General features: G+C 68.1%; 22 protein-coding genes. 8 read left to right on the top strand and 14 right to left on the bottom strand.

Features of this window, described 5'->3' with window-relative positions; translation table 11 throughout:
- Positions 1-2: 2 nt before the first annotated feature.
- Positions 3-944 (bottom strand): alpha/beta hydrolase, encoded by a 942-nt coding sequence (locus E2E27_RS00110; RefSeq protein ID WP_141456864.1) that lies wholly within the window; start codon positions 942-944, stop codon positions 3-5.
- Positions 941-2,323, bottom strand: coding sequence for a dicarboxylate/amino acid:cation symporter (locus E2E27_RS00105; RefSeq protein ID WP_141456862.1), 1,383 nt, complete (start codon positions 2,321-2,323; stop codon positions 941-943). The genes E2E27_RS00110 and E2E27_RS00105 overlap by 4 nt, the downstream gene beginning before the upstream one ends.
- Positions 2,324-2,531: 208 nt before the next feature.
- On the opposite strand from E2E27_RS00105, the gene E2E27_RS00100 reads away from it, so the two are divergent.
- Together E2E27_RS00100 and E2E27_RS00095 are read left to right on the top strand one after the other, a co-directional pair.
- The gene (locus E2E27_RS00100; RefSeq protein ID WP_234036120.1) at positions 2,532-4,214 is read left to right on the top strand and encodes a sensor histidine kinase; all 1,683 of its coding nucleotides are present in this window, start codon (positions 2,532-2,534) and stop codon (positions 4,212-4,214) included.
- A complete protein-coding gene (locus E2E27_RS00095) occupies positions 4,211-5,545 on the top strand; it encodes a sigma-54-dependent transcriptional regulator (protein ID WP_141456857.1) in 1,335 nt (444 codons plus the stop codon). The genes E2E27_RS00100 and E2E27_RS00095 overlap by 4 nt, the downstream gene beginning before the upstream one ends.
- A gap of 23 nt (positions 5,546-5,568) precedes the next feature.
- Here E2E27_RS00095 and E2E27_RS00090 read toward each other — a convergent pair whose 3' ends face one another.
- Complete coding sequence (locus E2E27_RS00090; RefSeq protein ID WP_141456855.1) at positions 5,569-7,632, bottom strand: TonB-dependent receptor; 2,064 nt, start codon at positions 7,630-7,632, stop codon at positions 5,569-5,571.
- A 25-nt stretch (positions 7,633-7,657) separates the two neighbouring features.
- Positions 7,658-8,077 carry a VOC family protein gene (locus E2E27_RS00085; protein WP_141456853.1) on the bottom strand — a complete coding sequence of 140 codons (420 nt, stop codon included), beginning with the start codon at positions 8,075-8,077 and terminating at the stop codon, positions 7,658-7,660.
- Positions 8,078-8,187: 110 nt separating this feature from the next.
- Between E2E27_RS00085 and E2E27_RS00080 the strand changes: the two genes are divergently transcribed.
- Both E2E27_RS00080 and E2E27_RS00075 read left to right on the top strand, forming a co-directional pair.
- Positions 8,188-8,850, top strand: coding sequence for a glutathione S-transferase family protein (locus E2E27_RS00080; protein ID WP_141456851.1), 663 nt, complete (start codon positions 8,188-8,190; stop codon positions 8,848-8,850).
- Positions 8,817-9,731, top strand: coding sequence for a S1/P1 nuclease (locus E2E27_RS00075; protein WP_234036119.1), 915 nt, complete (start codon positions 8,817-8,819; stop codon positions 9,729-9,731). Before E2E27_RS00080 ends, E2E27_RS00075 begins: the two co-directional genes overlap by 34 nt.
- Here E2E27_RS00075 and E2E27_RS00070 read toward each other — a convergent pair.
- The gene (locus tag E2E27_RS00070; protein ID WP_234036118.1) at positions 9,728-10,336 is read right to left on the bottom strand and encodes a LysE family translocator; all 609 of its coding nucleotides are present in this window, start codon (positions 10,334-10,336) and stop codon (positions 9,728-9,730) included. The two genes, E2E27_RS00075 and E2E27_RS00070, sit on opposite strands and share 4 nt — an antisense overlap.
- Positions 10,333-10,800 (bottom strand): cupin domain-containing protein, encoded by a 468-nt coding sequence (locus E2E27_RS00065; protein WP_141456849.1) that lies wholly within the window; start codon positions 10,798-10,800, stop codon positions 10,333-10,335. Before E2E27_RS00065 ends, E2E27_RS00070 begins: the two co-directional genes overlap by 4 nt.
- Before the next feature lie 29 nt (positions 10,801-10,829).
- On the opposite strand from E2E27_RS00065, the gene dapE reads away from it, so the two are divergent.
- The 3 genes from dapE to E2E27_RS00050 are packed head-to-tail and all read left to right on the top strand — an operon-like array spanning position 10,830 to position 14,590.
- Positions 10,830-11,975 (top strand): succinyl-diaminopimelate desuccinylase, encoded by a 1,146-nt coding sequence (dapE, locus tag E2E27_RS00060; protein ID WP_141456847.1) that lies wholly within the window; start codon positions 10,830-10,832, stop codon positions 11,973-11,975.
- A complete protein-coding gene (locus tag E2E27_RS00055; protein WP_141456845.1) occupies positions 11,932-13,215 on the top strand; it encodes a dicarboxylate/amino acid:cation symporter in 1,284 nt (427 codons plus the stop codon). Before dapE ends, E2E27_RS00055 begins: the two co-directional genes overlap by 44 nt.
- A gap of 49 nt (positions 13,216-13,264) precedes the next feature.
- Positions 13,265-14,590, top strand: coding sequence for a dicarboxylate/amino acid:cation symporter (locus E2E27_RS00050; protein ID WP_141456843.1), 1,326 nt, complete (start codon positions 13,265-13,267; stop codon positions 14,588-14,590).
- A gap of 12 nt (positions 14,591-14,602) precedes the next feature.
- Here E2E27_RS00050 and E2E27_RS00045 read toward each other — a convergent pair whose 3' ends face one another.
- The 5 genes from E2E27_RS00045 to dapB form a co-directional block, all read right to left on the bottom strand.
- The gene (locus tag E2E27_RS00045) at positions 14,603-15,100 is read right to left on the bottom strand and encodes a thermonuclease family protein (protein ID WP_141456841.1); all 498 of its coding nucleotides are present in this window, start codon (positions 15,098-15,100) and stop codon (positions 14,603-14,605) included.
- A 122-nt stretch (positions 15,101-15,222) separates the two neighbouring features.
- Positions 15,223-15,636, bottom strand: a complete 414-nt coding sequence (locus E2E27_RS00040) for a hypothetical protein (protein ID WP_141456839.1) — start codon at positions 15,634-15,636, stop codon at positions 15,223-15,225.
- A gap of 77 nt (positions 15,637-15,713) precedes the next feature.
- Positions 15,714-17,471, bottom strand: a complete 1,758-nt coding sequence (locus tag E2E27_RS00035; protein WP_141456837.1) for a vWA domain-containing protein — start codon at positions 17,469-17,471, stop codon at positions 15,714-15,716.
- A gap of 86 nt (positions 17,472-17,557) precedes the next feature.
- The gene (gene nth, locus E2E27_RS00030) at positions 17,558-18,205 is read right to left on the bottom strand and encodes an endonuclease III (protein ID WP_141456835.1); all 648 of its coding nucleotides are present in this window, start codon (positions 18,203-18,205) and stop codon (positions 17,558-17,560) included.
- A gap of 10 nt (positions 18,206-18,215) precedes the next feature.
- Positions 18,216-18,944, bottom strand: coding sequence for a 4-hydroxy-tetrahydrodipicolinate reductase (gene dapB / locus E2E27_RS00025; RefSeq protein WP_141456833.1), 729 nt, complete (start codon positions 18,942-18,944; stop codon positions 18,216-18,218).
- Between the two features lie 107 nt (positions 18,945-19,051).
- Between dapB and E2E27_RS00020 the strand changes: the two genes are divergently transcribed.
- Positions 19,052-19,756 (top strand): NAD-dependent deacylase, encoded by a 705-nt coding sequence (locus E2E27_RS00020; RefSeq protein WP_141456831.1) that lies wholly within the window; start codon positions 19,052-19,054, stop codon positions 19,754-19,756.
- Here the strand turns inward: E2E27_RS00020 and E2E27_RS00015 are convergent.
- The 3 genes from E2E27_RS00015 to dnaA form a co-directional block, all read right to left on the bottom strand.
- The gene (locus tag E2E27_RS00015; RefSeq protein ID WP_141456829.1) at positions 19,745-20,518 is read right to left on the bottom strand and encodes a HesA/MoeB/ThiF family protein; all 774 of its coding nucleotides are present in this window, start codon (positions 20,516-20,518) and stop codon (positions 19,745-19,747) included. The two genes, E2E27_RS00020 and E2E27_RS00015, sit on opposite strands and share 12 nt — an antisense overlap.
- Positions 20,515-20,934 (bottom strand): DUF983 domain-containing protein, encoded by a 420-nt coding sequence (locus tag E2E27_RS00010; RefSeq protein WP_141456827.1) that lies wholly within the window; start codon positions 20,932-20,934, stop codon positions 20,515-20,517. Before E2E27_RS00010 ends, E2E27_RS00015 begins: the two co-directional genes overlap by 4 nt.
- A 97-nt stretch (positions 20,935-21,031) precedes the next feature.
- On the bottom strand, positions 21,032-22,435 hold the full coding sequence (gene dnaA, locus E2E27_RS00005; protein WP_141456825.1) for a chromosomal replication initiator protein DnaA: 1,404 nt from the start codon (positions 22,433-22,435) through the stop codon (positions 21,032-21,034).

Here is a 22,435-nt window from a genome sequence, read left to right as displayed (position 1 = left end):
TCCTATTCTCCCCGTTTTTCGATGATCTTGAGTGATTGCGCCCACTTGGAAAAAAGCTCCGGCCACTGGCTGATGACCTGATCGGGCTGGCCAAGGCCCCAGCCATGCCCGCCGTCGCGGAACAGGTGCAGCTCCGCGCTCGCTCCGGCGGCGGTGAGGGTCTGGAACAGCAGGATGCCGTGCCCCGGCGGCGTGGTCGGATCGTCGGCGGAGGCGAAGATGATGGTCGGCGGCGCGTGCTTGTCCGCGTAAGTGTCGATCGACCATGCCGCCTCGGCCTTGGGGGTCGCCTTTTCGCCCACGATCTCGCGCCGGGTGCGGGTGGTGTCATAGGGCGCGCGCAGGGTGACGACCGGGAACAGCAGCACCGCGAAATCCGGCCGGGCCGAGACGTGCTCGAAGCGGTCCTTGCCTTCGTAGAGCGCACGTTCCGGCTGATAGGCGGTGAAGCCCGCGAGGTGCCCGCCTGCGGAAAAGCCCATGATCCCGATCCGGTCGGGCGCGATGCCGAATTCGTCCGCGCGGGTGCGGATGATCTTCATCGCGCGCTGCGCGTCCATGAAGGGGACGCTGGGATCCCACCCGTCGTTGGGCAGGCGGTAGATCAGCTCGAACACGGTGAAGCCCTGCGCGGCGAGCCATTCGGCGGCGGGCGTGCTCTCCTTCCACAGCTGGATGCGGAAATAGCCGCCGCCGCCCGCCACCAGCACCGCCGCGCCGTTGGGCCGGGCAGGGCGGAAGACCCGCATCCGGGGCGTCGCGATGTTCGACACCGCGCCGAAGCCTGCGCCTTTTTCGCCGAGAACCTCCGGCCCTTCGACCTTGCCGTTGCCCGGCGGGGTGCCCGGCCACAGGCGGATTTCCTCGCGCGCGGTATCGTTCGCGGCCGCCAGCGCGACAGGGGCGAACAGCGCGAGCAGCACGGCGAGGGCGAGGCGGATCATGGGGTTTTCTCCAATACCTTGGCGAGTTTCTCGCTCACCGGCCCGCTGCGCTCGTGGCGCTCGATATCCTCGGGCGGGAGCGGCAGGGGCGTGCCCGCGAGCGCGGCGGCGAGGCGTGTCTCGTCGAGCGCGCCTTCCCACTTCGCCACCACGATGGTCGCCACCGCATTGCCGATGAAATTGGTGAGCGCGCGGCATTCGGACATGAAGCGGTCGATCCCGAGGATCAGCGCCATCCCCGCCACCGGCACACTCGGCACCACCGAAAGCGTCGCGGCAAGGATCACGAAGCCCGATCCCGTCACCCCGGCAGCGCCCTTGGAACTGATCATCGCCACCAGCACCAGCGTCAGCTGCTCGGCCAGCGACAGCTCCACCCCCACCGCCTGCGCGATGAACAGCGCGGCCAGCGTCATGTAGATATTGGTGCCGTCGAGATTGAAGGAATAGCCCGTCGGCACCACCAGGCCGACCACCGCCTTGCGGCATCCGGCCGCTTCCATCTTCTCCATCAGGCTCGGCAGCGCGGCTTCGGAGGAAGAGGTGCCCAGCACCAGCAGCAATTCGGCGCGCAGGTAACGGATCAGCGACAGGATCGAAAAGCCGGTGAACCACCCCACCAGCCCCAGCACCACCAGCACGAACAGCAGCGAGGTAAGGTAGAACGTCCCCACCAGCGCGGCGAGATTGGCAAGGCTCCCGATCCCGAACTCGCCGATGGTGAAGGCCATCGCTCCGAACGCGCCGATCGGGGCGAGCTTCATCAGCATGTTGACCAGCTTGAAGATCACCTGCCCGAAGGAGGCGAGCACGTCGGTCACCAGATCGCTCGCCGGGCGGGTCGCGGCGATGGCGACGCCCGCGAGGATCGCCACCAGCAGCACCTGCAGGATCTGCCCGTCGGTGACGGCGCTGAACAGGGTTTCGGGAATGATCGAGAGCAGGAAGCCGGTGATCGTGGTCGCCTCGGCCTTGTCGGCATAGTCGGCGACCGCGGCGGTATCGAGCGTGGCGGGGTCGATGTTCAGCCCCTCGCCCGGGCGCACCAGATTGGCGACGGCAAGGCCGATGATCAGCGCCAGCGTCGAGAAGGTGAGAAAATAGGCGAAGGCCTTGCCCGCGACGCTGCCGACCGCCTTGAGGTCGCGCATCCCCGCGATACCCGTCGCCACGGTCACGAAGATCACCGGCGCGATGATCATCTTCACCAGCTTGATGAAGGCATCGCCCAGCGGCTTGAGGCTGGCACCGAACTCGGGCGCGAAATGGCCCACCATCGCGCCCAGCGCGATCGCGGTGAGCACCTGCACGTAAAGCTGCCGGTAGAACGGCAGGCGCACCGGTGCGGTATCGCTTGCAGTGATGGTGTGCGAACCCATCGGTCGCCGGCTCCCCCGTTGATCTGTTCTTTGCGGCCAAGAATCGGCGCGGGAGGGGCGCGCCGCAAGCTTTTGTGACAATCGTGGGCGATCACATAATTTCATGGACTTGTCGGAAACCTCCGGCGAGTTTGTGCGGATTTCCGCACAAAATTCTTGCGGGTTGTGCGGAAAGGCGCACAAGCTGTGCCAATAGGGAGAGCGAGTTTTGGCGAAGGGCGGCAGATTGGGGCGCTGGTATCTGGCGGGGATCGCCGGGCTGGCGCTGCTGCTGATCGGCGGGCTCGGGATGCTCGCGCTCGACCGTGCGATGCGGGTCAGCGCGCTCGAGGAAACCCGCGCCGCCGCCACCAGCCAGGCCGCGATCCTCGCCGCCGGGCTGGAGAGCGAGCTCAACAAGTTCACCCTCGTACCCAGCGTGCTCGCCGCCGACCCTGAGGTCGCCGCGCTGCTGGCGGGCGAGCGCGGGCAGCAGGCCGTGCTCAACCGCCGCCTTGCCGCGCTGGCGCAGCAGACCAATGCCGCCGCGATCTATCTGATGGACGCGCGTGGAACCACGCTGGCGGCGAGCAACTGGGACCGGCCCGACAGCTTCATCGGATCGAATTACGGCTTCCGGGATTATTTCGCGGGGGCGCTGGCCAATGGCACGCGCAGCGAATTCGCGCTGGGCACGGTCAGCCGCCGCCCGGGGCTCTATCTTGCCCAGCGCGTCGGCCCGGCGGAGCGGCCCCTGGGCGTGGTCGCGGTGAAGGTCGAATTCGACAGTCTCGAGGCCAAGTGGCGCAATGCCGAGGATGGGGTCTTCGTCACCGATGCGGGCGGGATCGTGCTGCTCGCCAGCGATCCCGACTGGCGCTTCCGCGCCGCGCCGCAAGCGCCCGGCGAGGCAGCCCCGCGCGATCCGGCGCGCGATGCGGTGCGCTATGGCGTTGCCGAGCCGCGCCCGCTGGCGCTGCCGGGGTTGGGGAGCGGGGCCTCTCCGGTCAGGATGATCGAGAAGATTCAGCCGATCGCCCCGGTCGGGTGGGAACTGCACCTGCTCGCCGACCCGGCCCCGCGCGTCTCGGTGGCGCTCGCCAACGGGCGGCTTGCGGGGGTCATCGCGCTGGCGCTGCTGGCGCTGGCGGGGGCGGGGGCATGGCTGTGGCAGCGCCAGCGCGAGGCGCGCGCCGCCGCCGCCACCGCCGCGCAGACCGCCACCTTGCGCGAGCAGCTCCAGCAGGCCAACCGCCTTGCGACGCTCGGCCAGATCACCGCCGGGCTGGGGCACGAGATCCGCCAGCCGCTCGCCGCGATGCGGGTCTTTGCCGAGAATGGCGAGCGCCTGCTCGCTGCCGCGCGCACTGAGGAGGCGGGCGAGAACTTCGCCCGCATCGCCGCGCTGGCGGGCCGGATCGGCGAGATCACCGAGGAACAGCTCAACTTCAGCCGCCGCTCCGCCGAAGAGCCGCGCCTTGTCACGCTTGCCGAGGTGATCGACGGATCGCTGCTGCTGCTGCGCGACCAGATCCGCCAGAAGGAGCTGTCGCTCACGCTCCCCGCGCCCGAGGCTGCCGCCGGGCAGGTGCGCGCGCGCCATGTCCAGCTGGAACAGGTGCTGGTCAATCTGCTCCAGAACGCGGTGCAGGCCTGTGCGCCCGGCGGCCAGATCGCGCTCGCCATCGCTGCCGAGGGGCCCGCGCTGCATCTCAGCGTCACCGACACCGGCCCCGGCGTGCCGCCCGCCTTGCGCGACACGCTGTTCCAGCCCTTCGTTACCGGCAAGCCCGAGGGGATCGGCCTCGGCCTCGCGATCGCGCGCGACATCATGCGCCAGCTGGGCGGCGATCTCGTGCACGAAGACACGCCCGGCGGCGCGCGCTTCACCATGGTCATGCCCGCTGCATGAGCGCGCTCGCCCCCCCGCTCCAGATCGCGCTGGTCGAGGACGACGTGCCGCTGCGCGAGGCGACGATGCAGATGCTCGCGCTCGAAGGTGCGGAGGTCACCGCTTTCCCCGATGCCCGCGCGGCGCTCGGCTGGCTGACGGCGGATTACCCCGGCGTGGTGGTGAGCGACGTGCGGATGCCTGGGATCGACGGGATCGCCTTCTTCGCCGCGCTGCGCGAGGTCGATCCCGATCTGCCGGTGATCCTCACCACCGGCCACGGCGACATCGCGATGGCGGTGGCGGCGATGAAGAACGGCGCGGCGGATTTTCTCACCAAGCCCTATGCCTCGGCCGACCTGATCCGCGCGGTGCGGGCGGCGGCGGAGCGGCGCGCGCTGGCGCTCGAGAACCGGCGGCTGCGCGATGAGGCCGGGCGCAGCGCCGAGGGGGCTATCCCGGGCACCTCCGCCATTGCCCAGCGCCTGCGCTCGGTGATCGAGGGGGTGGCGCGTTCGGAGATCGATGTGGTGCTGACCGGCCCGGCGGGCACCGGCAAGAGCCACGCCGCGCGCCTCATCCACGACTGCAGCCCGCGCCGCCCGCGGCCCTTCATTGCGGTCGATGCCGGGGTGCTGGCGCATGAGGATGCCGAGCTGCTGCTGTTCGGGCGGGATCCGGGGGGTGGGGGCCTCTCGCGCACCGGACTGATCGAGCGCGCCAATGGCGGCACGCTGTTCCTCGACGAGATCGAGACCGCACCCCCGGTGCTGACCGCGCGGCTGCTGTCGCTGGTGGAAAAGCGCACCGTCCTGCCGATCGGCGCGGCCCAGCCCCGGCGGTTGAATATCCGCATCATCATCGCGCGCCTTGCCGGGAGCACGGGTGCGGAACCCGCGCGCGATCCGCTGTGGCACCGGCTGGGCGCGGTGCAGATCGCCTTCCCGCCGCTGGGCGAACGGCGCGAGGATCTGCCCGAATTCTTCCGCCGCTTCGTCGCCCGCCATGCCCGCGAACTCGACCTGCCCGCCCCGGCGATCAGCGCGGGTGTGTGGCGGCACGTGCAGACTCATGACTGGCCGGGCAACCTCAACGAACTTTCGGGCTATGCCCGCGCCTTCGTGCTTGGCCTCGTCGATCTTGCGGAGGACAGCCCGGCCTCCGCCCCCGTTCCCGGTGGCAGCCGCCCGCTGGCGCAGACTGTCGCCGATTTCGAGCGCACCGTGCTGGAAGACGCGCTGCGCCAGTGCCGGGGGGACATCGCCGCAGTGCAGGCGCTGCTGCAAACCCCGCGCAAGACGATCTACGACAAGCTCGCCAGATATGAGCTAAAGCCCGCGCAGTTCCGCTGAGCCGCCGCGCAAGGCCTGACCGCTCAGAACCCGTAGCGCAGCCCCAGCCACAGCGTGCGCGGCACGCCGAGGTCGATCGATCCGCCCTGATTGCGGGTGACGATGGCCTCGTCGGTGAGGTTCTCCGCACGGGCGATCAGTGACAGCTTGCCCCAAAGCGGCGCGGCGGCGAACAGATCGAAGGTGGTCGCGGGCGGCAGGCGGTCGCTTTCGAGATCGTCCTCGAACTGCGCGGCGGTGTGCCGCAGCGTTCCGGCCAGCTGCCAGCCATCGGCCGGACGCCAGCCCAAAGTCAGCGTGCCGGAAAAGGCCGGGGTCTGCGCCGGGCGGTTGCCGTCGAGCGCCAGCGATGCGCCTTCGCCGCGCACCTCGGCATCGGTCCAGGCGAGCGCGCCGTCGATGCTGAAGGTGCCGAACTTCGCCGCCAGATTGGCCTCGATCCCGCGCGCCTTGATCGCGGGCAGATTGGCGCGGCGGCGCAGGTTGGGGCCGATGGTGACATTGGCGATGGCGTTCTCGACTTGGTTGTCGAAGGCCGTCACCGACAGCACCAGCGCGTTGATGGGCTGCCAGTCGAAGCCGACCTCGAAGCCCTCCAGCCGCTCGTTTTCGAGCGCGGCATTGGCCTCGGTCACCACCGGAAACACCACGAAGGGGCGGTAGAGCTCGTTGAGGGTCGGCAGGCGCAGCCCGGTATAGACCGCCGCGCGCAGATCGAGCCGCCGGGTGGCGTAGAACAGCGCGCCCGCGCGCCAGTTCAGCGCCCAGTCGCTGCGGTCGGGGGCGACAAGCGTGCTGACCGGCGCCCCGCTCGCACTGACCGCGCGGTAGAAGCCATCGGTGATGCTGGTGCGGTCGGCACGCAGGCCGCCGTTGATCGTCAGCGGGCCGATCTGCCAGTCGTCCTCGATGAACAGGCCGAGATTGCTTGTCGCGCCGCCTTCGCGCCGGCGTTCGGTGATCGCGCCCGAGACCGTATTGATCGCCTCTTCCTGCAACTCCCCGTCGGCGCGGCGGTAGTCGACCCCGATGCGGATATCGTGCGCTTCGAGCAACGGCGGGCGCAGTTCGAACTTGCCGCCGATCCCGGTCGAGGGCGTGCGGCGCTGGTCGAGCGTCGGGGTGAAGCGGGTCGAGGAGATCACCACATTGCCGAAATCGCGCGCCTGCACATAGGCCAGCGCATCGAACTGCCACTCGCCCCGCCCGACGAAGCGGACCGAGGCTTCCTCGCCGTTGCTGAAGGAATCCGCGCCTTCGAAGCGCAGCGTGCGATTGTCGCGGAAGGCGGCGACGCGCGCCTGCACTTCGACCGTGTCGGTCAGCGGGGCTACGGTGCGAAGGGCCGCGTTCCAGCTGTCGAACGCGGCGCGCGCGCTGGCGGGGACGCGCTGGTCGGCGGGGGTCGTAAAGAAGCCCTGTCCCCGGTCCCAGCGCCCGCTGGCGACCGCGAACCCGCTGCCTAGGCGCTGCGTGAGCACCCCGCTTGCCTCGGTCTCGGCGCGGTCATTGATCGCGGCGCTGCCGAGGAAGCCTGCGGTATCGCCGGGTTCGGCGCTTTCCAGTTCGATCGTCCCCGCCAGCGCGCCCGCGCCGAAGGGGCCGGAGCCGCCGCCGCGCGTCACGCGGATGGTGCCGAGAGTTTCGGGCGCAATCGCAGAGAGCGGGATGTAGCCGAAGAAGGGATCGGCCAGCGGCACCCCGTCGAGCAGCACCAGCGCGCGGCTGGTGGCATTGCCGCCCAGCGCCCGCAGCGTCACCCCTTGCGCGCTCGGGTTGGACGAGCGGCTGTCCGACCGCCGGAACTGCTGGAAGCCCGCGACATTGCGCAGCACATCCTCGATCCGGCCCGAGGGGCTGGCGATGATCGTCTCGCGTTCGAGAATGGTCGTCGCATAGATCGCGCTCGACAGCGCGGGATCGAGCCCGCGTCCGGTGACGATGATTGCCTCGGCAGGGCTGGCCTCCTCGGAGAAATCCTCGGCCCAATCGGCATCGCCGTCTTGGGCATCCTGCGCGGCCAGCGGGAAGGGGAGCGACAGCGACAGCGCAGCCGCGCCGAGGGTGAGGCGCTTGGGGGTGTTCATCGGGGGACTTTCAGGTCTGCAGGGATCAGGTGGCGAACAGGCTGGCGGGGTCGGCGAAGGCCTTGAATTCGAGCGCATTGCCCGAAGGGTCGCGCAGGAACATGGTCGCCTGCTCGCCGGGCTGGCCCTTGAAGCGGATGGTCGGTTCGATCACGAAATCGGCGCCGCCCGCGCGCAGCCGCTCGGCCAGCGCTTCCCAGTCCTCCATCGACAGCACCAGCCCGAAATGCGGCACCGGCACGCCGTGGCCATCGACATGGTTGCTCGCCCGGTCACCCGCCTGCCCCGGCGCGAGGTGGGCGACGATCTGGTGGCCGTGGAAATCGAAATCGATCCATTCCGCGCTCGACCGTCCCTCGGCGCAGCCCATCACCCCGCCGTAAAAGGCGCGGGCGGCGGCGAGATCGTCGACCGGAAAGGCGAGGTGGAAGGGGGGCAGGGTCATGGCGGTGGCTCCTTATCGGCCCGCGATAGCCCGTTCACGCTCGACAGGAAAAGACTGAATATCTAGGGCAGCCCGATAATCAGTCCCGGCAAGGTGGAGCGCGCGGCGGCATGAAGCTTATCATCGGCAACAAGAACTATTCGAGCTGGAGCCTGCGCGGCTGGCTCGCGGTCAAGCAGTCGGGCCTGCATTTCGACGAACTCACCGTGCCCATCATGGGCGAGGAGTGGGACCGGATGAAGCAGGACATGGGCGAGGTGCAGCCTTCCAGCGGCAAGGTGCCGATCCTGTGGGACGGCGAGGCGGTGGTGTGGGACAGTCTCGCGATCATGGAGTATTGCGCCGACAAGGTCGGGCGCGAGCGGTTCTGGCCCAAGCAGGAAGCCGCGCGGGCGATGGCCCGGGCGATGGTGGCCGAGATGCATTCGGGCTACCTTGCCTTGCGCCGCGAAATGCCGATGAACATCCGCCGCCGGGTGGAACTGGCCGGCCTGTCGGACGCGGCCAAGCACGATATCGTGCGCATCCTCACCCTCTGGGCCGAGGCCCGCGCGCGGCACGGCAGCAGCGGGCCCTATCTGTTCGGCACCTTCGGGGCGGCGGACATCTTCTACGCGCCGGTCGTCACCCGCTTCGTCACCTATGGCATCGGGGTGCCCGGCTTTGCGCAGGCCTATATGGAAGCGATCACCGAGCATGAATGGATGCGCGAATGGGCGGGTGCGGCCGAGGAAGAGGAATGGGTGATCGAACAGTTCGAGCAGGTGACGTGATGCGCGCGCTGCTTGCCATCTGCGCGGCGCTGCTGGCGCTGCTGCCTGCGCCCGCGAGCGCATGGGGCTTTTTCGCCCACCAGCAGACCGGCGCGATTGCCGAGGCCAATGTCTCGCCAGAGGTGCGCGCCAAAATCCGCGCGCTGCTCGCTTACGATAAGCAGTTGGGCACGCCCGAATGTCCGCTCGAGACCATCGAGGATGCGGCGGTCTGGGCCGATTGCATCCGGGGCGAGGGCTGGCGCTGGGGCTACACCGCCGCGTGGCACTACCGCACCGCGCCGGTGTGCGAGGCCTTCAATGCGCGCGGCAATTGCGCAGGGGGGAACTGCGTCACCGCACAGATCACCCGCGCGCACCGCGTGCTGGCCGACGAGCGCCTGCCCCCGGCGGTGCGGCTGGAAGCGCTCGCTTTCATGATCCACTTCGCGGGCGACGTGCATATGCCGCTCCATTCGGGTGACAACGAGGATCGCGGCGGCAACGACCGCGAGGCCGATTACGGGATCAAGCCGGGCCTCAACCTTCATTCGATCTGGGACGGCCCGCTCGCCGAACGCGCGATCAGCGATCCTGCCGATCCGGTGGTGCGCCGCTATACCGCCGCCGAGCGCGCCGATCTGGCCGGGGGCACGCCCGACGACTGGGGCCGCGAAAGCTGGGAGATCGCAAGGAGCTTCGTCTACCCCACCGCCTTCGACACCGATGATCTGTGCAGCGCGCCCCTGCCGGAAAAGACCGCGCTCACGCAGGAGGACATCGTGCGCGGCGTGCCGATCGCCAAGCGGCGGGTGCAGCAGGCGGGGCTGAGGATCGCCGATCTGCTCGAAAGCGCCTTCGCGCCGGGGCCTCTGGTGGTCGAGGATGACCGGCGGCGCTAGAGCGCTTTCGCCGCGAACCACAGGCCCACGCCGAGCATCACCAGCGCCAGCACCCGGCGCACGAACCGCGCCCGCGCCTCGGCCATCAGCGCGCCGCGCGCCCGCTCTGCCCCCAGCACCAGAGCGAGGTGCACCGCGGTGGCGATGGCGACGCTGAGGCTGGCGAGGGTCAGTCCCTGTCCAAGGCTCGGCCGCCCATCGATGACGAATTGCGGCATCACGGTGATCAGGAACAGCGCCGATTTGGGGTTGAGGAAGTTGATGACGAACCCCGCGAGGCCATGGCGCTGCTCGCTGGCGCGCGGGGTGGCGGTGGGGGCGCTCTCGCCGGTGTCTCGCCACGCCTCCCACGCCAGCCAGCCCATCATTGCCGCCGCCAGCAGCGAGACGGCGCGGGTCAGCGCGGGGCCCTGGTCGAGGATCAGGCTCGCCGCCGCCACGCTCAGCACCGCATTGGCCGCGAGACCCAATGCGATCCCGGCGATCGCGCCCAGCCCGGCGCGGCGACCTTCGGACAGGGTGAGCGTGACGATCCAGGCCATGTTCGGCCCCGGCGTCAGCTCCACCAGCAGCACCGCCAGCGCGAAGCCTGTGAGGTCGATCACGGAATGCGTTGGGCGGGGAAGCGGGTGCCGTCCTTGCGGGCATAGCCGTCCGCGTCGAACACCATGTCGATATCGGAATACTCGCCGCTGTCCGCCTCGCGGCTGCCGGCGCTGATGGCGACGAAGACGCAAGGGGCCTCGGAACGGTTGTGGAGGCAGTGCCCGTTGGCCTCGCCCGCCGGGAAGGCGAGCACGTCGCCTGCAGCCACCGGGGTCTCCCCGCTATCGTCGATCAGCACCGCCTCGCCCGTCAGCATCACTACCAGCTCGTCCTGCCCGCGGTGCCAGTGGCGCTGCGAGGAGAAGGCGCCCGGCAGCAGGGTGCAGTGGCTCGCCCCCATCAGCGAAAGGCCCGCGACCGGGGCCAGACGGCGATACCAGCGCCCTTCCACCGCCGCGTCGAAGGGCGGGGGATAGCCGGTCGCATTGGTCTGGGGAATGGCAGCAAGATCGAGCTTGGGCATTGGCGGCAACTCCTGCTAGGCCTTGGGTAATGCTCGACCCTCTCGACCTTGCCAAGCGCTTGATTGCCGCGCCCTCGGTGACGCCTGCGATCGGCGCGGTGTTTGCCGAGCTGGAAGCGATGCTGGTGCCGCTGGGCTTTGCCGTCCACCGCTTCACCCGTGGCGACGGGCCGGAGGGGAGCGATGAGGCCCCGGTCGAAAACCTTCTCGCCCTGCGCGCCGGGCCACCGGGATCGCGCCACATTGCGTTTGCCGGGCACCTCGATGTCGTGCCGCCGGGGGAAGGCTGGGCCTCTGACCCCTTCACGCCGGAGGAGCGCGGCGAGCTGCTTCACGGGCGCGGCGCGGTCGACATGAAGGGCGCGATCGCCGCGATGGTCGCTGCGGTTGCCGAGGTGCCAGCGGAGACCGGCACCATCAGTTTCATCATCACCGGCGACGAGGAAGGCCCCGCGCTCCACGGCACCCGCGCGCTGATCGACTACATGGCCGAAACCGGCATCCAGCCCGACCTGTGCCTGGTGGGCGAGCCCACCTCGGTCAATCGGCTGGGCGATATGGTCAAAATCGGCCGCAGGGGCTCGGTCAATATCTTCATCGACGTCGCGGGCACGCAGGGCCATGTTGCCTACCCGCATCTTGCCGACAATCCGCTGCCCAAGCTGGTCGCGATCCTTGCGGAACTCGACGCGCTGACACTCGACACCGGGACGAGGTGGTTCCAGCCCAGCAACCTCGAGATCACCGACATCAACGTCGGCAACCGCGCGCACAACGTGATCCCCGCAAGCGGCGGGGCGCGCATCTCGATCCGCTTCAACGATCTTCACACCGGCAAGAGCCTGTCCGACCGGGTCATGGCGATTGCCGCCAAGCACGGCGGCACCGCGCGCCCGGTGATCTCGGGCGAGCCGTTCCTGACCGAGCCCGGCGCGTTCTCCAAACTGGTGAGCGACGCGGTCGAGGCCGAGACCGGGCTCAAGCCCGAACTCAGCACCACCGGCGGCACGTCCGACGCGCGCTTCCTGCGCAGCGTGTGCCCGGTGATCGAATTCGGCCTGTGCAACGCAACCATGCACAAGCGCGACGAGGCGGTGGCGATCCCCGATCTTGCCGTGCTGGCCCGCATCTATGCCCGCATCGCCCGGGCCGCACTGGCGCTGGAGGAGGATTAGAGTTTTGTCCGTCTGGTTCAGGATCCCGCTGTGGCAGCGCGTCATCGCTGCCCTTGTCCTCGGCATCATCGTCGGACGGATATGGGGGCCCGGGGCCGAGAGCATCAAGATCGTTGGCGATGTCTTCATCGGCTTCATCAAGATGCTGGTGGTGCCGCTGATCTTCTTCAGCCTGGTGGCAGGCGTCGCCAGCATCGGCGATCTGCGGAAGCTCGGCGCGGTCGGCTGGCGGGCGATGCTGATCTTCGTGGTGACCGGGCAGATGGCGGTATGGCTTGGCCTTGGGCTGGGCACGCTGATCGGCCCCGGCGTGGGCGTCGATACCTCGGGCATCGACATGGGCACCCCGCCGCCGCCCAACGACACGACATGGCGCGAGATGGTGCTCGGCATGATCCCGCAGAGCCCGGTGCAGGTGATGGCCGACGTCAACGTCCTGCCGCTGATCATCTTCTCGCTGCTGATCGGCATCGGCATCCTGATGGCGGCCAAGGATGGCGAGCCCGTGCTGAGGGTGTTCGAAAGCGGCAGCGTCGTGATGCAGAAGGTGACGATGGTGGTGATGGAGCTCACCCCCTTCGGTGTCTTCGCGCTGATGGCGTGGGTGGCCGGCACGCTCGGCCTCGATGCGCTGGCGGCGCTCGGCAAGCTGGTGTTTCTGAACTACCTCGGCTGCCTGCTGATCATCGCCATCGTCTATGGCGGGATGATCAAACTGGTCGCACGGCAATCGGTCGTCGGCTTCTTTCGCGGCATCATCGATGCGATCGCGGTGAGTTATTCGACCGCCAGTTCCAACGCAACGCTGCCGGTGACGCTGCGCTGCGCGGAGCGCAATCTGGGCGTGTCGAATTCGGTCGCGAGCTTCGTCATCAGCCTTGGCGCCACGATCAACATGAACGGCACGGCGATGTATCTGGGCCTTGCCACGCTGTTCGGTGCGCAGATTTTCGGGGTCGACCTGTCATGGGGCGATTACGGCATGATCGCGCTGCTCGGAACGCTGGGCGCGGTCGGTGCGGCGGGCATTCCGGGGGCGGGGCTGATCATGATGGCGCTGGTGTTCGGCGCGGTCGACGTGCCGCTCGAAACGATCGCCTTCGTCGCCGGGGTCGACCGGATCATGGACATGATGCGCACCACCACCAATGTCGCCGGCGATGCGGCGGTGGCGGTGACTGTGGCCAGCCTGACGGGCGAGATTGACTCGGCCGAGCTGGTCAGCGCAGACGACGTCTGAGCAGGCGTCTCTTCATTCCCGCCCTGCGATTCGACGGAACGGGCGGCACATGGATCGCAAGCTTACTCTCTACATCCTGGTCGGCATGGTGCTCGGCGTGATCGTCGGGCAGGCGCTCAACCAGACCGTGCCGGGCGATGTCATCAAGGCCGATATCGCGCCGTGGCTGAAGCTGCTCAGCGATATCTTCCTCAACCTTATCAAGATGCTGGTCGCGCCGCTGGTGCTGTCGACCATCGTGGTCGGCATCGCGCACATGGGCGACAGCGCCGCGCTGGGCCGCATCGGCGTACGCGCGCTGACGTGGTTCATCACCGCGAGTCTGATCTCGATCGGGCTCGGCCTCCTGCTCGTCAACCTGTTCCAGCCTGGCGTGGGCGCGCCGATCCCCGACGTGGCCGAAGCCGCCGCTGCCGTCGGCGAGGTCAAGGAGCTGAAGGCGACTGACTTCATCCTGTCGATCTTCCCCAAGAACGCCTTCGAGGCGCTGTCGACCAACAACATCCTGCAGATCCTGGTGTTCTCGATCTTCGCCGGAGTTGCCCTTTCGGCCATCGGCGAGCGCGGTACGGCGCTGGTCAAGGGCGCGGATGCGCTGGCGGAGATGATGCTGCAGATCACCGGCTACGTGATGCGCTACGCGCCCGTTGCGGTGTTCGGCGCGCTCGCCAATGTCGTGGCCGCGAGCGGGCTGGCGATCCTCGGCACGTACCTGACGCTGCTGACCGAGTTCTATCTTTCGCTGGTGCTGCTATGGGCGATCTTGCTGGGTGCGGGTGCGCTCTTCCTCGGCGCGCGGACATGGACGCTGATCCGCTACATCCGCCAGCCGCTGATGATCGCCTTCTCGACCGCCTCCTCGGAAGCCGCGCTGCCCAAGCTGTTCGAACAGCTCGACCGCTTCGGCGTGCCGCGCCGCATTTCGGGCTTCATGCTGCCGCTGGGCTATTCGTTCAATCTCGACGGCTCGATGATGTACATGAGCTTCGCGACGATCTTCATTGCGCAGGCTTACGGCATCGATCTCAGCATCGGCACGCAGATCATGATCCTGCTGACGCTGATGATCTCGTCCAAGGGCATCGCCGCCGTGCCACGCGCGTCGCTTGTGGTGATCACCGGCACGCTCGCCATGTTCGGCCTGCCGGTGGAGGGCGTGGCGATCATTCTCGCGATCGACCAGTTCCTCGACATGGGACGCACCGCCACCAACGTGGTCGGCAACGCGGTGGCGACGGCGGTCATCACCAAGTGGGAAGGGATGCTGGAGACGCCGGAACCGGCCTTCGTCGAGCATCCCCACGCCCCCGCCCACACACCTGCCGACGGGCGCGCGGGGCTCGATCTCGATCCGAGCAATTTCGGGGAGGGCTGACGCCGCGGCGCTTCAGCACCAGCCGCCGCGCCATCCGCCCAGATAGCCCCGGGCACCGCCGTTCGATTGCATCCAGTCCGCCAACCGATCGACGCTCCCGTCTGCGCGCGTCCGCCGGATCATCCGCAATTCGCGCCCATAATGATCGAAGGGTTCGTCGATCCGCGCTGTCATGGTGAAGGCGCCGCGGTTGAGCCAGCTTTGCAGGGCCGCCGTGGACTGTGCCGCCTGCTCGGCTTCCGCTTCACATTGCGCGTCTACCTCCGCCGTGTCGATGCCGACCACCCGGATGCTTCGTTTCCCGATGCGGAAGGTGTCACCGTCGATCACGCAGTAATACCCACGCCCCTTGCCGCAGCGGGTGAAACTGCCGGCGATGCGTTCGGGCTCAGTTTGCAGGAAACCGGGCGGCTCGAAACTCCCCGGCATGGCAGCGATGACGGACATGGTGACGAGCGCGATCAGAAGGACGAAGGGCCGCACCTCGAACCAGGCGCGCCGCCAGGTCATGCTGCCCCTATGCCGAAGCCGCGGCCTGTGGAAACGAACCGTCTTGTGACGCCTGCGGAACATGAGGCGGCCTTAGCGCGCCCGGCGCATCGGTGCCATGATCGAACAGGCGGGGGGCTCTGCTATTCCTTCACATATTCCACCGGCACGAATTCGCCCAGTGAACAGCCTGCACCGCGCCGGGGAACGCCGCCGACGTTTTGCAGCGAATAGACGATCTGCTGCGTGCAGAGCTGGTCGATCGAGGTTTCGTAGGCGATCGCGCGGTCGAAGTTGAGGCCCGGGCAGCTTTGGCGAAGGGTGTTGCGATAGACCTTGCCGCCGTTCATCTCGAAGTCGATCACCCGTTCAGAGCGCACCACCGTGTTGCGAAGCTGCGAGCGGTTGATGCAGCGCTCGCCCGGCCCCTTCACGGTCGCCGCGGGCGCGGCGGCGATGGCTTCGGCGGTGCGCGCGGCCTCGGCGGCGGGGTCGGGCGCGGCGCAGGCGGCGAGCATCAGCGGCAGCGGGGCGAGGGCGAACAGGCGTGGTAGCATGGCGGTTCTCCAGCGGGGGAGCCCGCATCATCGCCCCGCCGCTTGAACCGCGCCTTAATCTGCCGCGCCCGCGCCCGTCAGGTGGTGGTATCGCGCTCCATCACGATCTCGACCCCGTCGAGCGCGTTCTGCAGGAACAGCCGGTTGCCGCGGATGCGGTAGTTGAACACGAGATCGGTGCCCTCGATGTGCAGCTGGCGTTCGTTGACGGCATAGCTTTGGTAGATCTCATCCCCCTTGGCGGGCCCGCGCGTGCGCTCGGTGATGAATTCGCCGTCATCGGTGATCGCGATAAGGTCGCCGCGCGCAACGTCGGTCACGCCCTTGTGGCGCACGACCTTCCAGTCGCCGAAGAGTTCGAAAGGCAACGTGCGCCCCCCGAGGCCGGCAAGCCTGCTGGCCTTGGCCTGAAGCCCGGCGACCAGTTCGACCTCGCCATCGAGCCCCGCGACCCCGGAGGACGCGATCCGGTCCGACAGCGCGGCGAGCATTGTGGCGGCGCCCTTGGCATCGCGCTTCTCGTGATATTGCGCCAGCGCCGCGCGGGTGGTGACATATTGGTCGACCAGCACCTCGGCCTTGACGAGATTGGCGGGGACGCCCTCGTCCGACACGGCAACGCGGTCGGTATCGCTCTCGCGCTTCTGGGTGGTCGCGGCGGTGTAGCTGACCGAAATGTCGGCCAGCGCGCCGCCCGCAGGGTCGCCTTCGAGCGTGGCGAAGATCCCGCCGCCATTGCTCGACAGGAATGCGCTGCCGATGGTGACCGTCACCGTGCCATTGCCCGCATCCGCGATTAGCTCGCCCGGCACGCCGTAGATCGCGCCGACCTTCACGCCGTCCGCCGGGTCGATGGAAATGACGAGATCCTGCGCGACCTCGCTCACCATGTTGCCGAACTCCTTGGCGAACAGTTCGCTGGCCGAGCCTTCGCGCGGCACGAAGAACAGGTTGCCGCCGCGCACGCTCGACACCTGTGTGGCCAGCGCCCCGTCGAAATGTGCGCCGACGCCGATGGTGGTGAGGCCCACGCCATTGCGCGAACCCTCGATCGCCTGCGCCATGAAGCCTTCGGGCGAGGTGTTGTCGGTGTTGGGGTTCTCGTCGGTGAACAGCATCATGCGGGTCTTGCCGCGGCTGTTCTCCCGCTCGGCCAGCGCGGCGGCGTAGCCCAGCCGCATCCCCCCTTCCATCGAGGTCGAACCGTTGATCTCGATCGCATCGACCGCGCGGTGCAGCGCTGCCTTGTTGCCCGCGACCTCGATCACCGGCTGGTGGATGAGCGAGGTGGTGCCGTAGATCACGATCCCCATCCGGTCGCCCTCGCCAAGCCGGTCGATCACCGCGTGCAGTCCCTCCTTGACCCGCGCCATCGGCTCACCCGACATCGATCCCGAACGGTCGACCAGCGCGATCAGGCTGATCGGTTCCGCCTTGTAGGCCTCCGCGTCGATCCCGCTGTCGAAGCCGATGCCGATGAAATGCTCGCCCGGCGCGCGGGCCGATGGCTTGGCGTGAGTGGCGACGCAGAACAGCTGCGTGCAGGCTTTCTTGGCGGGCAGCACCAGATCATGCTCGCTCAGCAGGCCTTCGACCGTGAAGCCCGCCGCCTGCGGCAAACCGGCCTCGCCCAGCTCGTCGAGCGCGATCGAGCGGAAATGCTTCACATCCTGCGCGCCGCCCTGCGTGATGCGGGTGGCGGTGACGATCACGGCGTCGGAGCCATCTTCCTCGTCTTCGGGAGGGGCCGCGTCCTGCGCCAAGGCGGGCAAAGCCGCCAGCGACAAGCAAGCGCTCAGCAGCAGAGCGCGGCGGGACGACACGAAACAGCGCATGGCTCATCTCCCCTGATATGTCCGGGGAAGCTAACCTGATTCGCTTGAGGCGCCTAATGGTATGGATTCGCAACGGATCCGGCGGCTTACCCGCGCGGGTTTTCCAGCACCTTCTTGCGGAACGAACACAGGTCCGCGACCGTGCAGCGCCAGCATTCGGGCGTGCGCGCCTTGCAGACATAGCGCCCGTGGAGGATCATCCAGTGGTGCGAATCCCGGCGGAAGGGGGCGGGCACGCGCTTTTCGAGCTTCGCCTCGACCTGCTCGGGCGTCTTGCCCTTGGCCATCCCGGTGCGGTTGCCGACGCGGAAGATGTGCGTGTCGACCGCGAAGGTCTCCTGACCGAACCAGCAATTGAGCACGACATTGGCGGTCTTGCGCCCCACGCCCGGCAGCGTGACCAGCGCCTCGCGGCTGTCGGGCACCTCGCCGCCGTATCGGTCGACGAGGATCTGCGAGAGCGCGATCACGTTCTTGGCCTTGGAATTGAACAGGCCGATGGTCTTGATGTGCGCCTTCAGCCCGTCCTCGCCCAGATCGAGCATCTGCTGCGGCGTCTGCACCTTGGCGAAGAGCGCGCGGGTCGCCTTGTTCACGCCGACATCCGTCGCCTGCGCCGACAGCGCCACCGCGACGAGCAGTTGGTAGGCATTGCCATATTCCAGCTCGGTCTGGGGCGAGGGGTTGTCCTCGGCCAGCCGGCGGAAGAATTCGAAGATCTGGTCGCGGGTCATGGGCGCGTCGTCACAACCCCAGGACGTCGTTCATCGTGTAGCGCCCGGCGCTCTGGCCGGTGAGCCACTCCGCTGCCTTCACCGCCCCGCGCGCGAAGATCATGCGGTTTTCCGCCGAGTGCGACAGCGTGAGCCGCTCCTCGCTTCCCGCAAAGATCACCGAATGTTCGCCCGCCACGGTGCCGCCGCGCAGGGTGGCAAAGCCGATCGCGCCTTCGGCCCGCTTGCCGGTCATGCCGTGGCGGCCGCTTTCCATGTTGTCGGACAGGGCGATGCCGCGCCCCGCCGCCGCCGCCTCGCCGAGCAGCTTGGCGGTGCCCGATGGCGCGTCGACCTTCATGCGGTGGTGCATCTCCAGCACCTCGATATCCCAGTCCGGCCCGAGCCGCGCGGCGGCCTCGCGCACCAGATGCGCCATCAGCGTGACGCCGAGCGAGAAATTGCCCGATTGCAGCACCGGGATCGCGCGCGCGGCCTCGGCGAGGCTTACGAAATGCGGCTCCTCCAGCCCCGTGGTGCCGACCACGACCGGCTTGCCTGCCACCCGCGCCGCACCGAGGTTCGCCGCGAGCGCATCCGGCGCGGAGAAATCAACCAGCACGTCGCATTGGCTGGCATGGGGCCCGATGCTCCCGCCCGCATCCACGCCCACGCACAGGGCATGGCCTGCATCCGCGATCGCCGTCTCCAGCGCCTGTCCCATCCGGCCCTTGTGCCCGATCACCCCGAATTGCAGCATTGCGCAAACCTCCGTTCGGGCTGAGCTTGTCGAAGCCCCGCCCTTGCTTTCACTGCCGTAAAGGGAAAGACAGTCCTTCGACAAGCTCAGGACGAACGGAGACGGGTTTGAGCGTAGGAAATCAAAGCATCGTCATCCTCACCGGCGCGGGCATTTCCGCCGAGAGCGGGATCGACACCTTTCGCAGTGCCGGCGGCCTGTGGGAGCAGCACCGGGTGGAGGATGTCGCCACGCCCGATGGGTTCGCGCGCAACCCCGATCTGGTGCTCAATTTCTACGACATGCGCCGCGCCGCGCTTGCCGAGGTCGCGCCCAACGCCGCGCACATGGCGCTGGCGCGGCTGGAGCGCGAATTTTCGGGCGAGTTGCTGCTGGTCACCCAGAATGTCGACGACCTGCACGAACGCGGCGGATCGGCCCGCGTGCTGCACATGCATGGCGAATTGAAGAGCGCGCTGTGCACATCCTGCGAGACCCGCGCGCCGTGGCAGACGACAATGATCGAGCGCCCGCCGTGCCCCGTCTGCCACGCGCCGACCCTGCGCCCCGACGTGGTGTGGTTCGGCGAAATGCCGTACCAGATGGGCCGCATCTATCAGGCGCTCGAACGGTGCGACCTGTTCGTCAGCATCGGCACCTCGGGCGCGGTCTATCCGGCGGCGGGCTTCGTGCAGGAAGCGCGCAGCAGCGGGGCGCGCACGCTCGAACTCAATCTCGAACCCTCCGAAGGCTCACGCTTCTTCCACGAATCGCGCCACGGCCCGGCCAGCGTGCTGGTGCCGCAATGGGTCGAGGAGGTGCTAGGCGGGTGAGCCACACGCCTTGCAGCCGGGGTCTTTCGCGATGCGGATCGTGCGCATCCCCGGATCGAGCCCGTCGAGGATGTGGAGCTTGCCGAAGCCCGGTTCGCCCATCGCACTTACACCCGCCAGCAGCACCTTGATCGCCTGCATCGCGGCAAAGGTCGCGACCCAGCCCGCCATCGCGCCCAGCATCCCGTCGTCGGCGCAGGTGTCGCAATCCTCGGCGTCGAAGGCATCGCCGACGAAGCAGCGGTAGCAGGCCTCGCCCGGCAGGTGCCCGGCCCAGGCGCCGACCTGTCCCTGAAAGCGTCCCACCGCCGCTGAAAGCAGCGGGATGCCGCTCGCCACGCAGGCGTCCGAGACCGCGAGGCGGGTGGCGAAATTGTCGGTGCCGTCGAGCACCACGTCCGCGCCTTCGATCAGGCGGGCGGCGTTGTCCGGCGTGATGCGCGCGTCGGACACATCGACTTGCAGGGCATCGTCGAAATTCGCCAGCCAGCGGCGCGCGGAGACCGCCTTGCCATAGCCCACGTCGCGGGTGGTGAAGATCGTCTGACGCTGGAGGTTCGAGACATCGACCACATCGTCGTCGACCAGCGCCAGCCGCCCGATCCCGCTCGCGGCGAGATATTGCAGCGCCGGAGAGCCGATCCCGCCGAGGCCGATCACCGCGACCTTGCTGTCGGCCAGCCGCACCTGCCCCGCGCCGCCGACTTCGGGCAGCACGATATGACGGGCAAAGCGTTCGAGCCGGGCGGGGGAGAGGCTCATGGCTCGGACATGTCCTTGCGCCGTTCCTGCTTGAAGGCGCCGATGCCGTGCCACCACAGGAAGGCGATCACCGCGCCCTTGGTCGGCTGGAGCATCACGAGTAGCATCACGATCGAGACCGGCAGCAGGATCGCGAGCGTCAGCCATGCGGACATGCCGCCCGCGATCATCGCGATCACCACCGGCGCGAGCAGGTGGCCGACCACGAAGATGCCGATATAGGCCGGAAAATCATCGGCTTGCTGGAGCGACCAGTCCTGCCTGCAATGCCCGCAGCGGTCGACCGGCTTGAGCCATGCGCGAAACAGTGGTGCCTCCCCGCAGCGCGGGCAGCGGCACTTCGCGCCGCGCCACAGGGCGGGAAGCCAGCCCGCGGGCAGCTCGATCAGGTCGGGAGAAAGGCGCTGAGAAGGCATGGACAGGCTGTTTACAACCTGTGCACGACCTGTCGACAGGCCTGTGCACAGGCCTGTCGAAACAGCGGTGAAAAGGTAGGGGAAGAGATGTGGGTGATCAGCTCTCGAGCTGGCGCAGCAGGCTGCGCACATCGCCGTCCATGTCGGCATCGCGCTGGCGCAGGTCCTCGATCAGGCGCACCGCGTGGATCACGGTCGAATGGTCGCGCCCGCCGAACTTGCGCCCGATCTCGGGGTAGGAGCGCGGGGTGAGCACCTTGGAGAGATACATCGCCACCTGACGCGGGCGCACCACCGCGCGGGCGCGGCGCTTGCTGCTCATTTCGGCGCGGTCGATGCGGTAGAACTGGCACACGGTGCGCTGGATCTCGTCGATGGTGATCCGGCGACGGTTGGCGCTGAGAATGTCGGTCAGCTGCTCTTCGGCCAGCTGCAACGAGACTTCCTGCCCGGTCAGCTGGGCATAGGCGATCAGCTTGTTGAGCCCGCCGACCAGCTCGCGCACGTTGCGGGTGATGGTGCGGGCGAGGAAATCGACCACGTCTTCGGGCACGGTGATCGCGGCAAAGCGGGTGAGCTTGGAGACGAGGATCTTCTTGCGCAGCTCGATATCGGCGGGCTGGATGTCGGCGACCAGACCCATCGACAGGCGCGAGAGCAGGCGCGGTTCCACCCCGTCGAGCGCCTGCGGGGCGCGGTCGGCGGCGAACACCAGCCGCTTGCCCTCTGCGAGCAGCGCGTCGATCGTGTAGAGCAGCTCTTCCTGCGCGCTGGCCTTGCCGATGATGAACTGGATGTCGTCCACCAGCAGCAGGTCGAAGCTGCGCAGCCGCGCCTTGAACTCGATCGTCTGGCTCGACTTCAACGCCTGGACGAATTCGACCATGAAGCGCTCGGCCGAGCAGTAGAAAATGCGCGCGCGCGGGTGGGCCTGCAGATAGCCGTGGCCGATCGCGTGAAGCAGGTGGGTCTTGCCCTGCCCGGTCGCCGCCTTGAGATAGAGCGGCGAGAACTGCGGCTGTTCGAGCGCGGCCATGCGCTGCGCCGCGTTGCAGGCGAGGATGTTCGCCTCACCCGTGACGAAGGCGGCAAAGGTCAGCGAAGGATCGAGCCCGACCGAGGAGGTGAAGCTCGCATCGCCCAGCGCGCCGGCGGCCAGCGCAATCGCGCTTGCGCCGTCATTGGCGGGGCGGCGGCCATCGTCGAGGCGCAGGTCGGGCAGCTGGCGGCGGCCCGGATGCACCACGATATTGACCTTGCGCACTTCGCTGCGCGCGATGCTCCATGCCAGCTGCAGGCGATCGTGGAAGCGGTCGCGCACCCAGTTGGCGGAAAATTCGGTCGGCAGGTAGAGATCGAGCGTGCCGCAATCGCGGTTCAGCGCGCCGAGCTGGATCGGCTTGATCCACTGGCTGTGCAGCTGGTGCCCCAGATCCTTGCGCAGGCCCTGACTGATATCGGCCCAGTCGGCAGCGAGGTTAACGGCTTCGGAGTCTTCCAT

The sequence above is a fragment of the Porphyrobacter sp. YT40 genome (assembly GCF_006542605.1).
Taxonomy (GTDB): Bacteria; Pseudomonadota; Alphaproteobacteria; order Sphingomonadales; family Sphingomonadaceae; genus Erythrobacter.
This window is presented reverse-complemented; position numbering and strand designations above follow the sequence as displayed.

Excerpts from the sequence above, each read along its gene's own strand:
- E2E27_RS00110 (WP_141456864.1), bottom strand. The coding sequence starts at position 944 with ATGATCCGCCTCGCCCTCGCCGTGCTGCTCGCGCTGTTCGCCCCTGTC.
- E2E27_RS00105 (WP_141456862.1), bottom strand. The coding sequence starts at position 2,323 with ATGGGTTCGCACACCATCACTGCAAGCGATACCGCACCGGTGCGCCTG.
- E2E27_RS00095 (WP_141456857.1), top strand. The coding sequence starts at position 4,211 with ATGAGCGCGCTCGCCCCCCCGCTCCAGATCGCGCTGGTCGAGGACGAC.
- E2E27_RS00090 (WP_141456855.1), bottom strand. The coding sequence starts at position 7,632 with ATGAACACCCCCAAGCGCCTCACCCTCGGCGCGGCTGCGCTGTCGCTG.
- E2E27_RS00085 (WP_141456853.1), bottom strand. The coding sequence starts at position 8,077 with ATGACCCTGCCCCCCTTCCACCTCGCCTTTCCGGTCGACGATCTCGCC.
- E2E27_RS00080 (WP_141456851.1), top strand. The coding sequence starts at position 8,188 with ATGAAGCTTATCATCGGCAACAAGAACTATTCGAGCTGGAGCCTGCGC.
- E2E27_RS00075 (WP_234036119.1), top strand. The coding sequence starts at position 8,817 with ATGGGTGATCGAACAGTTCGAGCAGGTGACGTGATGCGCGCGCTGCTT.
- E2E27_RS00065 (WP_141456849.1), bottom strand. The coding sequence starts at position 10,800 with ATGCCCAAGCTCGATCTTGCTGCCATTCCCCAGACCAATGCGACCGGC.
- dapE (WP_141456847.1), top strand. The coding sequence starts at position 10,830 with ATGCTCGACCCTCTCGACCTTGCCAAGCGCTTGATTGCCGCGCCCTCG.
- E2E27_RS00055 (WP_141456845.1), top strand. The coding sequence starts at position 11,932 with ATGCCCGCATCGCCCGGGCCGCACTGGCGCTGGAGGAGGATTAGAGTT.
- E2E27_RS00050 (WP_141456843.1), top strand. The coding sequence starts at position 13,265 with ATGGATCGCAAGCTTACTCTCTACATCCTGGTCGGCATGGTGCTCGGC.
- E2E27_RS00045 (WP_141456841.1), bottom strand. The coding sequence starts at position 15,100 with ATGACCTGGCGGCGCGCCTGGTTCGAGGTGCGGCCCTTCGTCCTTCTG.
- E2E27_RS00040 (WP_141456839.1), bottom strand. The coding sequence starts at position 15,636 with ATGCTACCACGCCTGTTCGCCCTCGCCCCGCTGCCGCTGATGCTCGCC.
- E2E27_RS00035 (WP_141456837.1), bottom strand. The coding sequence starts at position 17,471 with ATGCGCTGTTTCGTGTCGTCCCGCCGCGCTCTGCTGCTGAGCGCTTGC.
- nth (WP_141456835.1), bottom strand. The coding sequence starts at position 18,205 with ATGACCCGCGACCAGATCTTCGAATTCTTCCGCCGGCTGGCCGAGGAC.
- dapB (WP_141456833.1), bottom strand. The coding sequence starts at position 18,944 with ATGCTGCAATTCGGGGTGATCGGGCACAAGGGCCGGATGGGACAGGCG.
- E2E27_RS00015 (WP_141456829.1), bottom strand. The coding sequence starts at position 20,518 with ATGAGCCTCTCCCCCGCCCGGCTCGAACGCTTTGCCCGTCATATCGTG.
- E2E27_RS00010 (WP_141456827.1), bottom strand. The coding sequence starts at position 20,934 with ATGCCTTCTCAGCGCCTTTCTCCCGACCTGATCGAGCTGCCCGCGGGC.
- dnaA (WP_141456825.1), bottom strand. The coding sequence starts at position 22,435 with ATGGAAGACTCCGAAGCCGTTAACCTCGCTGCCGACTGGGCCGATATC.